This is a genomic window from Formivibrio sp. oc-25 (assembly GCF_055810895.1).
Window position 1 is genome coordinate 15,615 of record NZ_JBVVOL010000012.1, and the last position, 12,535, is coordinate 28,149.

Consider the following 12,535-nt stretch of genomic DNA (forward strand, 5'->3'; position numbering starts at 1 on the left):
CTTGGAATTTCAAGTGCTGTCCTTGCCAAAACCAACTGGACAACGCATTTCCCTCAGAAAAAATCCACGGTGCCATACTGCGTATCCTTCAATATGCCACTATTGATCAAGTCCTCATAGAAAAACATCCGGTTACGTCCGGCATCCTTGGCTGCATACAGTGCCCGATCTGCCCGATTGATAATCTCATTTGGGAGGAGCGCGGAATCGGTACGGGTAAATCCGCCACTAATCGTCACATGCCCTACCTGCGGGAACTCAAAGGCCTCAATATTCTCGCGTACCCGCTCGAATGCACGGGCCGCGTCATGGTGTTCATTTGCCGCTACCACTAGTACGAATTCCTCGCCGCCATACCGGTAAAGCAGGTCATATTCGCGAATCGACGACTGCAAAATTCGAGTAACGATTATCAGGACTTCATCACCAATGATATGGCCGTGAATATCGTTGATCCTCTTGAAATGGTCGACGTCCAGAACACCGAGCCAGAATGTTTCTGGATCGTGCTTACGCTGGCTATGGGGTTCTTGATCACTGTACTTGGCTGTAATCAGGCTCCAGAGTCGGTCAAGGTTTGATTCAAGCGCATATCGATTGAGCAATCCAGTCAATTGATCACGCTGACTGGCATCCAGCAAGTCGAAGTAGTTCGTGAACACCTCAAGCACGCCTTGGACGATGGGATCCTCTACTGCAGAAATCTCCTTCTCCCGCTCGAAAATAAAATAACCAAGAAGAATTCCTTTGCAATAGACAGGATAGGCATACAACCAGTTTTTTCCGACTTGCTTTCGGCAGGGTTTGCCTAGCAGCCTAACGCTCCGGAAAAGCGTACGCCGAATTTCAGGCACGTTCTGTTCGTTAATAACCTCTTCGATATGCTCCTTGACGCTACGTGTGGCGTCATTGGTCACGATGCAATTAGTGTAATAAAGTGCTCTGACAACGTCATCTTGGTCGTTGACACGGTAGAAAACAGTACTTTCTATCGCGAGTATCGATCCGAGTGTACGTAGCAGACTTTGCTCCACCAGAAAGGTATCTCGCAAAGAAGTCATTACTCCAAGTTTCTTGAATACACTTGGGAAGCCAATTTCTGACCGACGCTCAATCACGGTACTGTTCCTGTATTTGTATAAATTTTTCTTGTCATTCATATAACGCACTTGCAATTTCAGGGCGGTATTAATTCAAAATGATTGATACCACTCCAAAATAACAATTTAGACAATAGCGACCACATTCCTCTTTGATAGGTCGGATTGCAGCGATATGGTTTGATCACTTTTCTGGAGTAAACTCATTTACGCTTTTAAGCCCCTGAGACTCCACAAAAAGCCGGTCTTGCTCCATCAAATGCACGACAAACCAGTCTGACAACATATTCACCAAAGCCTTTGAGAAAACTATCGAGCCGTCCTGAAGCCTGATACGCAGCGATTCGACTTCTAGCAGCAATCGCTGATGTTCCGCTTTGTGCGCTATGTAGTTTCGGTATTGAATGGCACGCATAGCAGATTCTTCTCGGTAAAAATGCTGAGCCGTATACCTGATGATGACATCCATCTTCTCCACAATCACACCTTGGGGTGAATCTGCAGATTGTCGAGAAAAATCATTTACCAAATTGAATAATTGTTGGTGATCTGCATCCATCGTCGGATTACCCAACTCCAGGGCCTCCGACCATTGGGAAAGTGGCATGTAAGATGCTTTCATTTTGACAGGGTATTTTTAAGTTCATTGATAATTGAACTCAGTCGATTCTGCAGATCGATTTCCGCAGTCAGGTTATCCGTGACGCCCTCGATCCCTTGGCGAATCATCCCTGCTAGATAGTCCTCTTGTGCCTCTGTCAACGCGATGGTCAGCAACGCCCTATCCACCTGATCGGTCATTTCGTTGATGGCCTGATTGGCGTTCAAGCGAATCTTGCGCTGATCAATATCGATATCGCGTAGGGTATCGGTGATTTGCGCCACCGTGCGTTCAATGGCCACACCCCGCAGACGCGCTTGCTGCATGGATATCAGTCCTTTGGCCCTGACATTCGCGGCCTCGACCAGCATGGCCAGATGGTCTCGGAGGCGGCCGCAACGCTCTTCATCCTCGACTGGCATATTGCTGATCAACAGGGCAACATATTCATAGTGGATCGACATCCGTGTTTTAAACTGGACAATGCGCTCCATGCCAACCATATGTTCAATCACTGATTGCTCCAATGGTGTAGCCGGGCCGTGGTCACTCAATGTTAACTTGATATCTGGCGTCGCAATACGCACTACTGCATGCAAATCAAACGCCTTGACACCTTGAATCACAGCTTGTGCCAGTTGCTGCTCGTCCTCACAAGCATTGAACTCTTTCAGCGATTCAAGCAGGCTTCCCATTTCGCTCATGCTGGTCATGGCAGTCATGGCTGCGCTGGAGGCAAAATCGGCCATCGATTTCAGCTCGCTTCGACCTGATACCTGGCTGAGAAGGTGCAACACTTTGGCACGAAGCTCAAGCAACTCGAATGGTTTGATAATGTAATCAACCCCGCCCGCCTCATAACCTTTCAGGCGATCCTCTATCCGGTCATGGCCGGATAGAAAAAGAACAGGAACATCCGCTATTGAATCCATGCTCTTGAGGCGTCGGCAGGTTTCATAGCCATCCATCCCTGGCATTTCCACGTCGACCAGGATGATGTCTGGCATGCAGATCTCTGCGGCCATCAGGGCATCCTCGCCGGATTCAACCGGTATCACCGTACAGTAGCCTGACAAAGCCTCCTGAACCAGATCGTGCGCAAAGGTCTCATCGTCAATCAGAAGCACGTGAGGCTGGTTCTCACCAGCCCAATCATCGAACGTATCCATTTCTCGTCTCGGTCAATTGTTCATCATGCAAAACCATATATAAAGCGCCCTGCGGCTACTGCATCAATCCTGCCATTGTTCAGAAATCATCCTGAAGCCATTCGAAAGTTCGACAAACGCCTGCAACACATCCGGATCAAAATGTTCCGGCCGGGTACGGCCATCGCCTTCCAGCATGACCTTGCAGGCCATTTCATGTGACATGGCGGATTTGTAGCTACGCGCACTGGACAATGCATCGTACACATCCGCCACCAACATCAATCGGCCGGACACGGGGATTTCTTCCCCCCGAAAGCTGTGATAGCCCGAACCATCCCAGTTTTCGTGATGAGTAAAGGTCACTTCCTTGGCAAACCTCAAAAAAGAGGACGCCATCTGGTCATGCATGCCGGATTCAATACGTTCCAGTACCTTGCGACCATATAGGGTATGGTTCTTGATGATGCTGAATTCATCGGCACTCAGTGCCGTGGGTTTGCGCAGAATGCTGTCTGGAATGCCCACCTTGCCGATATCGTGCAAGGGAGCGGATTGAACCAGGAAATGCAGGTTCTTTTCGTCAAAATACCCCCGAAAACGCGGATGATTTCCCAGATGCCGGGCCAACAACTCAACATAAGCTTGGGTACGGCGGATATGCATGCCCGTTTCCGTATCCCGGAATTCTGCCAGGATACCTAAACCGTAAATGGCCGCATCCTGTGTCAATGCCAATTCCCGGCTTCTTGCCAGTACCGTTTTTGCCAGCTGATCCCGGTTACGCTTGAGTTCAAGCTGGTTGCGTATTCGCGCCTTGACCAGCGCAGGGCGAAATGGTTTGGTAATGTAATCGGATGCGCCCAAATCCAGCCCTTGTTCCTCATTCTGATCATCGCTCAACCCGGTCGTGAAGATGATCGGGATATCGCGGGTTTTAGGATCGGATTTCAGGCGACGACATACTTCATAGCCATCCATCCCGGGCATCACCACATCTAGCAAAATCAGATCCGGCAACGGCGAATCCAACGATAGTCGCAAAGCCCTTTCGCCACTGGTCGCCACTTTGGTGGCATATTGATCACTCAAGTTTTCGACCAAAATCCGTGCGAATTCGGGAGAGTCTTCAACAATCAACAGGGTGGGTCGATCAAGGACATTCATGTCTTCTGCTCCTCAGTAAGCAGTACCTTGATCATTCGTAAATCCTGGAAAGCAGAGTCAATATCGAAAGACTCAAGATGCTGCTCCAGGCGATTCAGGAGCTCTTCGGCTGGCCCGCTGTTGAGGGCTAAATGAACTTGTTTTTGTAACGCCAGCGCCCTGCCAACATCGTGTTTCAGCACGGATTGCATCGTGTCGAGCAATGCCAACGTACCGCAGTGACTATCAACATACTTCTGCGGGGGAGACGCCGATGTCTGTTGCTCCCCCAGTGCCGTGCGCAAGCCGTCAATCACCTCACCGAATCGGGCCATGAAGATTTCAAGACGGGATGTCAGGTCGTCCCCTGTCACGCCGGACTTGATGGATTTTTCTAGCTCTGTCGCAGCATTAGCCAGGGTTTGTGCGCCGATATGGCCGGCAATCGATTTCACGGAATGGGCATTTCTGCGGGCATCTTCACGGTTGCCTGCCGCCAGTTGATCGCGTAACTCCATAGCAATATGCGCCTTGCTGGCAAGAAACTTGTTCAGCATTTTTAGGTAAAAATCCGCCTTCCCGCCCGAGTAGCGCAGACCGACAGCAAGATCAATGCTGGCGATATGTGAAGGCAACCCCGACGTGTCTGATCGCACCACAGAGGATTGAGTCGACACGGGTGCAGGTTCAGATACTTTACTGTTCCTCCCCGCCCACTTGGCCAACTTGGCATACAGTTCGTCCGGATCAACCGGTTTGCTGATGAAATCATTCATGCCCACCTGTTGGCATTGGTGCTGTTCATCGACCAGGGCATGGGCCGTCATGGCTAAAATGGGAATCACATCGAAATCTGGGTAGGAACGTATGACTCGTGTCGCTTCATATCCATCCATCACTGGCATCTGGATATCCATCAACACCAGATCAAAATGCTGGTTGCGCACTTTCTCTACAGCAACTCGCCCGTTTTCGGCAATCGTCGCCACCATACCCATGTTTTCCAGCAGCTCATGCGCCACCTGCTGGTTGAAATCATTGTCCTCCACCACCAAAACACGTTTACCTGCTAATACTGACTGAAGCTGGTTGGTTCTGATTTTTCGCTGTGCATCATGGCTCGGTATGGCAGGTCTCTGGCCAAATACTGTGGAGATGGCATCAAACAGGTTGGATGAGGTCACTGGCTTGTGTAAAGAAGCGTGTACGTGCTCCCCGACCGGTGCTGCGCAGTCGCTCAAGGCAGATAACAGAATCACGCGAAGACCGGCCAATTCCACATCCGTCAGCAGTTTCGCTGCTAACTCTGAATTCGCAACGACCAGTCCGTGATCCAGCATCACCAGTTGGAAAGGATCCTGATCGGCGCGCTGCAGTAGCTCGCCTGCTTTGGCCAGAGAATCCGCCAGCGTGACGCGATACCCCCAATGCTTTAGCATTTCCTCGATGATGGCGCAGCCACGCGGGCTATCGTCCACCACCAACACATTCAAATCACGCAAGAACTCCGGTAACACTGGGCCACTGGCAGGCAGTTGCTCCGATGCACTAAAACTGACGGTAAAACTGAACTGGCTGCCCTTGCCAAGTTGACTTTCAACCCAGATGTTTCCACCCATCAATTCGACTAATTGTTTGCAGATCGCCAGTCCCAGCCCTGTTCCGCCAAAACGGCGAGTATTAGACGCATCCACTTGCGAGAACGGCTGGAAGAGCCGGTCGATCTGGCTCTGGCTGATGCCGATACCGGTATCCGTAACGGAAAAAAGTAGTACCACCTCTTCGTTGTGCGAAACCGGCTGGCATTTCACAGAAAGTAGTATCTCGCCGGATTCCGTGAACTTGATGGCATTGGTGCACAAGTTGATCAGTATCTGGCTCAAGCGCTTTGAGTCCCCGATCAAGGAGGCGGGGATATCGGGTGAAACCTGCAACAGAAATTCCAGATTCTTATTCTGAATCTGCTGGCATGCCAAGGCGCTGATTTTCTCCAGCACATCGTCGAGCAAGAACCCCTCTGCGCCAAGTTCCAGCTTACCGGCTTCGATTTTAGAGAAATCCAGAATATCGTTGATCAGACCATGCAATAGATCGGAAGAGATTTTGATCTTGTTGAGATAGTCGCGCTGACGCTCTGAAAGGGCAGTCAGCAATGCCAAGTGTGTCATGCCAATGACTGCGTTGATAGGCGTGCGGATTTCATGGCTCATGTTGGCCAGGAATTCGCTCTTGGCCAATGAGGCTCGCTCTGCGGCATCGCGTGCTAACACCAATTCCAGTGTGCGCTGATCTACACGCTCTTCCAACTGCTCCTTATACAGGCGCAGATCATTTTCAATTTTCTTGTAATGTGTAATGTCCTGCTTAACACCTATGATTTTGACTGGTCTCCCTGCTTCCATAAGCACGTGGGCATTGATATGCACCTGACGGTGATGGCCGTTGGCGGTGATGGCTTCCAGTTCCAGATCAAAATCCGTACTGTCATTGATGGCTTTATCCATGGCCGCGATCATTTTCATGCGGGATTCGGGCACATATAAATCCATAACGGCCTTGAGTGTGGGCGTGTATGTGGCCGGGTCAAGCTCGTGGATACGGTAGGTCTCTTCCGTCCAGTACAGCTCTCGGCTCGTCAGATCAAGCACCCATCCGCCTACATGTGCCATCGTTTGGGAGGCATTCAACAACTCAGATGTGCGCTGCAAGGCTGCCGTGGCTTCTTGTTGCTTTTCATGCTGCAACACACGCGATTTGAGCATTAACGATTGCCGTATTTGCTGCCAGAGAAAAAACAACAGCATGAAAACCACGACTTCGGCAAGCAACACTATCGCCCCTAGCCAAGTGGCCATCTGGCGTACACCTGTCAGCACTTCGTGCTTATCCATCTTGGCCACAACATGCCAATCCGTTCCGGCAACAGGCTCGTACGCTGCCAGTACCGGCTGACCTAGATTATCTAGTCCTGACATCACCCCCGGTTTATCATCGTGGATAGCCTTGGCAGCAGGAAGCGTCAGATCATTGGCATCCTGGCGTATATTGTCTGGCAGATCGCCGTGATGACGAAAAGGGCTTAGATAAAGAACAGAATTTCCTTCGCGCCGCACAAGATAGATTTCACCACTGTTGCTTTGCCACGGCCAGCCACGCATATAAGGAAAAGGAAAATCTTTCGCCTTAAATACCAGCACTAGCGCTGCAATCGGCTTTTCATGCTCTAGGGTTGTATCCATCAGTGGTACAACAAATTTCACATGTAAATCGCCATTGGCATCTATCTTCTGCCTACCAAATTGAACTCGCTTCGTGGACAGAGCAGTGCTGATCGTGGCGACATCGGCTGGGCTGAATTGCACCTGCGGGCCTTGTGCCAGCAGCACGTGTCCCGCCGGATCGACCAGTACGGCTGTGTCGTTATTGATTTTCGATATAAGCACTTGTAATTGATTTTTCAGACGCTCCGCAGCAAACGAATTACCTGTTTGCTGCAAGTCCAATATCGACAGGACAAGGTCTTCCCGATACATAACTTCCCGAACAAGTTCCAAGCGCTCAGACAGCCAGTATTCAATGTTGTTTGCCGTGAGATTGGCAACGGCCCGCAAATTGGCCTCAGCCGCCTTCGTGGCACGTGGGCCATAGGATGCAAATACCAGCCAAGCCAATAGTGGCACCAGTAAAAACAATGCGACAAAAGAGGGAATGATCCAGCGGTAAATGCGATGCGGAAGATGATTGGTGAGGATTTTTTCGGCGTCAGGGTTAAATCGGGTTTTCAATAACACAAAGAGCAAACCGCTGGTCATCCCAACAAAAAAAATACCCTTGGCAACCTCGACTCGCGCGGCAACCTCCGTGTCGGCAACGGTGATGTCCAGCAGATAGTCAGAGGTGATAATCCATGCCGCGGCAAAAAAAGCATACAGCAGGGCAATGCCCATCGGCCCTAGCCGGCGAGAAAGGACAAATGAAGACATCTCTCTGAGCGGCACGTTAAGTTCCTTTCAGCATTGTTGGTGTGCTACACGCCGTGTTAGCGCTTGCGTTCCAGTGCAACCATGACACGCTCGGCGATCATTTCCAGCGGACAAATTTCGTCCACGCCGCCAGCAGCAATGGCTTCTCTGGGCATGCCAAACACCACGCAGGTTTCCTGACTCTGCGCCAGCGTATAGATGCCGGCATCATGCATTTCGCGCATGCCATGCGCACCATCGTTTCCCATGCCAGTCAGAATGATGCCAATGGCCTTCTTGCCCGCGCACTGGGCGGCGGAGCGGAACAAGACGTCAACCGAAGGACGATGCCGGTTGACAGGCAAGTCCTGACTCAATTCAATGACGTAATGGCCACCGATGCGCTTGACCATCATGTGCGTGATACCGCCAGGGGCAATATAGGCACAGCCCGGCTTGACCGGCTCGCCGTCCTCGGCCTCTTTGACATGGATATGGCAAAGCTTGTCGAGCCGCTGGGCAAAGGTCTTGGTAAAGCCTTCCGGCATGTGCTGGGTGATGAGAATCCCCGGTGTGGAAGGCGGCATTTTCATCAGCACTTCGCGGATAGCCTCCGTGCCGCCGGTGGACGCGCCGATAACGATGAGACGCTCTAGCGCCATGCCAGGCAAGCGGGCAACAGCCGGCAAAATGGCATCGGTAGAATACTTCTCCGGCACGCTAGTTTTCAGAGAGGCCCGCTTGATGCGGGCCGAGGCCGCAACACGGATTTTTTCGCCGATCAAATCGGCATAAACTTCCAGCCCGCCTTGCACATCCTTGCGCGGTTTGGCGATGAAATCTACCGCGCCCAGCTCCAGCGCCCGAAGTGTCACTTCGGAACCGAACTCGGTCAGCGTTGAAATCATCACCACCGGCATCGGGCGCAAGCGCATCAGCCTTTCCAGAAAATCCAGCCCGTCCATCTTGGGCATTTCTACATCCAACGTCAGCACATCCGGATTCAGATTGCGGATCATTTCGCGCGCAATCAGCGGATTGGACGCAGCGCCGATCACTTCAAGGTCAGCGTGACGATTGATGATATCGGTCAGCAGATGACGCACCAGCGCAGAATCGTCCACTACCAGAACCCGGATTTTCTTTGCCATTAGAAAAATTCCACTTTGCTATCCAGTTTTGTCATGCGCAAACGGTGCTCATATTCCCGTTCGCGCAACAAAATCGTGTTGTTGTGCACCGTTTTCAATTTGCGGACTAACACCCGGCCGGTCGCCGGAAAAAAATAAACCTTGCGAGGGTAGATATCGAGCAGGTCTTCTGCCGTGATCCGAATACATTCCGTTTTCAGATATTCCCGCACGAATTCCGCATTCGATGTCCCCACTGTGCGCGTAGTAAACCCTCGCAACACTTCGCCCCCGCCAAACACTTTGGCTTCCAGGTTCTGCCGTTTTGCACCCATTTTTAGCAGGTGATTGATCAAGACTTCCATGGCATACCCTCCGTAGCGGGCCGAGGCGGAAAGCAGGCTCTGGCCATCCTCACCGGGCAACATGAAATGATTCATGCCGCCAATGCCACTGATCCGATCCCGAATACATGCCGAAACGCACGAACCCAACACCGTCACGATCATCACATCTCGCTGGGTGGCGAAGTACTCACCCGGCTTGATCTTGACCGCATCCGTTTCGAAGTGTTGGTCGTAATAGTGCTCGGGCCCCAGATGCTGCGCATAGTGTGATTCCGGATCCATCACCTTTGTCTCATGGCCGGGCGATAAACCGTTTTCCCGCACGACCGGAACAAGTGCGTAGCATGCGTCAGACTTTCGGAATGCCCGATAAACAGCAACCCCTGCGGATGTAGGAGGGGGGCAAACCGTTCAAGTACCGACAATTGCATGGCTTTATCGAAATAGATCATCACGTTCCGGCAAAAAATCACATCCAGCGGCGCCTTCACTGGCCACTGTGCATCGAGCAGATTGATCTGCTGAAAATTAATCAGCGATTGCAGCACCGGTTTCACCTTGACGAGACCTTCCTGCGTGCCACTGCCCTTGAGAAAAAAGCGTTCCAGGCGCTCGCGCTCCAGATTTTCCACCTGCCCCATGCGGTATATCCCTGCCTGGCCTCGAGCCAGTACTTGGGTATCCAAATCACTGGCAACAATGCGCACCTTCTTGGCCGCACGTTCGCCTAGCGCCTCGATGGCTGTCATGGCAATGGAATAAGGCTCCTCGCCGGAGGAGGCCGCCGAACACCAAATTTGGATCTCCCGCTGGTTCGACAGACTCTGCAAATGTGCCGCCAAAGTTGGAAAATGGTGCTGCTCCCGGAAAAACGAGGTCAGGTTGGTGGTCAGTGCATTGATGAAGCGCTCCCGCTCACCCTCATCTGCTTCGGCCAGATCGAGATATTCCTCAAAGCGTGCCAAGCCCCGCTCACGCAAGCGGCGCGCCAGCCGGTTATAGACCAGCGATCGCTTGGAATCATTAATCGAGATACCCATCCAGCTACGCATCAAACTGCGCACTCGCAGGAAATCCTGCACGGTGTAATCGAAAGAACGGGCCTCCAGGGGCATGCCCGGTATGCAATTTAAGCCCGGATTTCTCTCACCCGCTTGCTTGGCAGGAGAAGGTCCCGGCTCTTTCATTGATCTGGTAATGCGCGTTTCGACATGCATCTTCATTTATCAAGCCAATGAAGTTTTATAGGCTCGCCTTTGTGATGTTTTAACTCGTCGCCCCGGCAAAAGCCGGGGCCAAGTGGTTTGAAGTGGCTTCGTGGCGGGAAACCAGCCTGCGCCTGCGTGACGGATCAAGGAATCAAAACTCTTTCCACTCGTCCTCATCAGCGCCGACCGGCAACGCACGGGGCTTGGCTGTATTGATCGGCCGCTTGACGTTGACCAGCTTGTTGGACTTGCTGACGACAGGTGGTGTCGCAGACGATGTTTTGCGCGCCATGGAGCGGGCCGAAACAATGGCCTGCTGGGCCAGCGCATAATCCATCTTGAATACTGAAACGGCCTCAGAAAGGTTCTCCGCTTGGTCTTCTAGCGACTCGGCTGCGGCAGCCGCCTCCTCCACCAATGCAGCGTTCTGCTGGGTAACCTGATCCATCTGAGCGATGGCCTGGTTCACCTGCTCGATACCTGTGCTTTGTTCGATCGATGCATTGGAAATTTCAGCAATGATTTCAGATACTCGCTTTACCGAGTCCACGATCTCGGACATGGTCTGGCCGGCTTCCTCCACCTGCTTGGTGCCATCTTCGACCCGCTCGACCGAATCATTGATCAGGCCCTTGATTTCCTTGGCTGCTGCGGCTGAGCGTTGCGCCAGATTGCGCACTTCGCCGGCCACCACGGCAAAACCACGGCCCTGCTCACCCGCACGGGCAGCCTCCACCGCTGCATTGAGCGCCAGAATGTTGGTTTGGAAGGCAATGCCGTCGATGACGGAAATGATGTCCACGATCTTGCGCGAAGCGTCGTTGATACCGTTCATGGTGCCGACTACGTTACCCACCACCTCGCCACCCTTAATGGCGATCTCGGAGGCATTCCGCGCCAGCTTGTTGGCATGCCCGGCATTCTCGGCATTCTGCTTCACGGTGGACGTCAGTTCTTCGATGCTAGCAGCCGTTTCTTCCAGGCTGGAAGCCTGCTCTTCGGTACGCTGGGACAGATCGGAATTTCCTGCGGCAATTTCCTGCGAGGCGGTATTGATCGTTTCAACGGATTCCCTGATCTGCGCAATTGTCTGCTTCAGGTTTTCCTGCATCGTTTTCATCGCAGCCAGCAGACTGGTGGTATCGCCAGCCTTGGTGACCACGTTCTGGGTCAGATCCCCAGCCGCAATGGTTTTGGCAACCTCAGAGGCATAATCGGGCTCGCCACCCAACTGACGCAGAAGCGTGCGAGTGATGATGTAGCTGAGGATGCCCACTAATGACAGTGTCAATGCGGCAATAATCAGCGACAGGGTTACGGCGCTGCTCTTGGTAGCGACAGCGTCTTCTGACCCCTTCTTGCTCATGGCAACGTTATAGTTGAGATGCTCGTCGAGCACATTGCTCAGTTCATTACCGGCACCGGCAACTGATTGCATGATATCAAGGACCTTTTCATCCTGTTGAGCCCGCGATGCAGCCAAGAGTGGCTCGATCTGGGCATGGTATTCGCCCCACAATTTCGTCTCTTGACCGAAGAGTGCCTTGTCCTTCTCATCCACCAGAGTGGCCTCATAGTCCTTGAGAGCTTTCTCCAAAGATGCTCGATTGCTCTTTATTACGGTCTCAAGCTCCGCCTTCTTGGCGGCGTCATGGGTGATGAGATGACTCAATATACGAACCCGGATGATCAGGAAGTTTCCTCGCATCTGATCGAGCGCTACCAGCGAAGGCACAGCCTTGGCGTTCGCGAAATTCGCGGCCTCATAGACCTTGTTCATTTGCTGCAAGGCCAAGCCGGCCAATAAGACGATGCCCAGCAGGGCTGAGCCGGCTAACAGGGCCATCTTCTTTGCGACAGTGAGTTTCATGCGTATCTCCTAAAAAATCAGAA

General features: G+C 52.2%; 9 protein-coding genes. All 9 read right to left on the reverse strand.

Features of this window, described 5'->3' with window-relative positions:
• Positions 1–53: 53 nt before the first annotated feature.
• Positions 54–1,160 (reverse strand): GGDEF domain-containing protein, encoded by a 1,107-nt coding sequence (locus AC0KVQ_RS09720; protein WP_473420957.1) that lies wholly within the window; start codon positions 1,158–1,160, stop codon positions 54–56.
• A gap of 124 nt (positions 1,161–1,284) precedes the next feature.
• Positions 1,285–1,707 carry a bacteriohemerythrin gene (locus tag AC0KVQ_RS09725; RefSeq protein ID WP_473420958.1) on the reverse strand — a complete coding sequence of 141 codons (423 nt, stop codon included), beginning with the start codon at positions 1,705–1,707 and terminating at the stop codon, positions 1,285–1,287.
• A gap of 11 nt (positions 1,708–1,718) precedes the next feature.
• The gene (locus AC0KVQ_RS09730) at positions 1,719–2,870 is read right to left on the reverse strand and encodes a response regulator (RefSeq protein ID WP_473420959.1); all 1,152 of its coding nucleotides are present in this window, start codon (positions 2,868–2,870) and stop codon (positions 1,719–1,721) included.
• A 63-nt stretch (positions 2,871–2,933) separates the two neighbouring features.
• Positions 2,934–4,016 carry a response regulator gene (locus AC0KVQ_RS09735; RefSeq protein ID WP_473420960.1) on the reverse strand — a complete coding sequence of 361 codons (1,083 nt, stop codon included), beginning with the start codon at positions 4,014–4,016 and terminating at the stop codon, positions 2,934–2,936.
• Positions 4,013–7,942: a response regulator gene (locus tag AC0KVQ_RS09740; protein ID WP_473420961.1), complete on the reverse strand. Its 3,930-nt coding sequence runs from the start codon at positions 7,940–7,942 to the stop codon at positions 4,013–4,015. Before AC0KVQ_RS09740 ends, AC0KVQ_RS09735 begins: the two co-directional genes overlap by 4 nt.
• A 92-nt stretch (positions 7,943–8,034) precedes the next feature.
• Positions 8,035–9,108, reverse strand: a complete 1,074-nt coding sequence (locus tag AC0KVQ_RS09745; protein ID WP_473420962.1) for a protein-glutamate methylesterase/protein-glutamine glutaminase — start codon at positions 9,106–9,108, stop codon at positions 8,035–8,037.
• Positions 9,108–9,716, reverse strand: coding sequence for a chemoreceptor glutamine deamidase CheD (gene cheD, locus AC0KVQ_RS09750; RefSeq protein ID WP_473420964.1), 609 nt, complete (start codon positions 9,714–9,716; stop codon positions 9,108–9,110). The genes AC0KVQ_RS09745 and cheD overlap by 1 nt, the downstream gene beginning before the upstream one ends.
• On the reverse strand, positions 9,716–10,657 hold the full coding sequence (locus tag AC0KVQ_RS09755; RefSeq protein WP_473420965.1) for a CheR family methyltransferase: 942 nt from the start codon (positions 10,655–10,657) through the stop codon (positions 9,716–9,718). The genes cheD and AC0KVQ_RS09755 overlap by 1 nt, the downstream gene beginning before the upstream one ends.
• Positions 10,658–10,793: 136 nt before the next feature.
• Positions 10,794–12,512 carry a methyl-accepting chemotaxis protein gene (locus AC0KVQ_RS09760; RefSeq protein WP_473420966.1) on the reverse strand — a complete coding sequence of 573 codons (1,719 nt, stop codon included), beginning with the start codon at positions 12,510–12,512 and terminating at the stop codon, positions 10,794–10,796.
• Between the last annotated feature and the right edge of the window lie 23 nt (positions 12,513–12,535).

Bases quoted from the DNA above. Each gene is read 5' to 3' on its own strand.
- AC0KVQ_RS09720 (WP_473420957.1), bottom strand. From the start codon at position 1,160: ATGAATGACAAGAAAAATTTATACAAATACAGGAACAGTACCGTGATT.
- AC0KVQ_RS09725 (WP_473420958.1), bottom strand. From the start codon at position 1,707: ATGCCACTTTCCCAATGGTCGGAGGCCCTGGAGTTGGGTAATCCGACG.
- AC0KVQ_RS09730 (WP_473420959.1), bottom strand. From the start codon at position 2,870: ATGGATACGTTCGATGATTGGGCTGGTGAGAACCAGCCTCACGTGCTT.
- AC0KVQ_RS09735 (WP_473420960.1), bottom strand. From the start codon at position 4,016: ATGAATGTCCTTGATCGACCCACCCTGTTGATTGTTGAAGACTCTCCC.
- AC0KVQ_RS09740 (WP_473420961.1), bottom strand. From the start codon at position 7,942: ATGGGCATTGCCCTGCTGTATGCTTTTTTTGCCGCGGCATGGATTATC.
- AC0KVQ_RS09745 (WP_473420962.1), bottom strand. From the start codon at position 9,108: ATGGCAAAGAAAATCCGGGTTCTGGTAGTGGACGATTCTGCGCTGGTG.
- cheD (WP_473420964.1), bottom strand. From the start codon at position 9,716: ATGGATCCGGAATCACACTATGCGCAGCATCTGGGGCCCGAGCACTAT.
- AC0KVQ_RS09755 (WP_473420965.1), bottom strand. From the start codon at position 10,657: ATGAAGATGCATGTCGAAACGCGCATTACCAGATCAATGAAAGAGCCG.
- AC0KVQ_RS09760 (WP_473420966.1), bottom strand. From the start codon at position 12,512: ATGAAACTCACTGTCGCAAAGAAGATGGCCCTGTTAGCCGGCTCAGCC.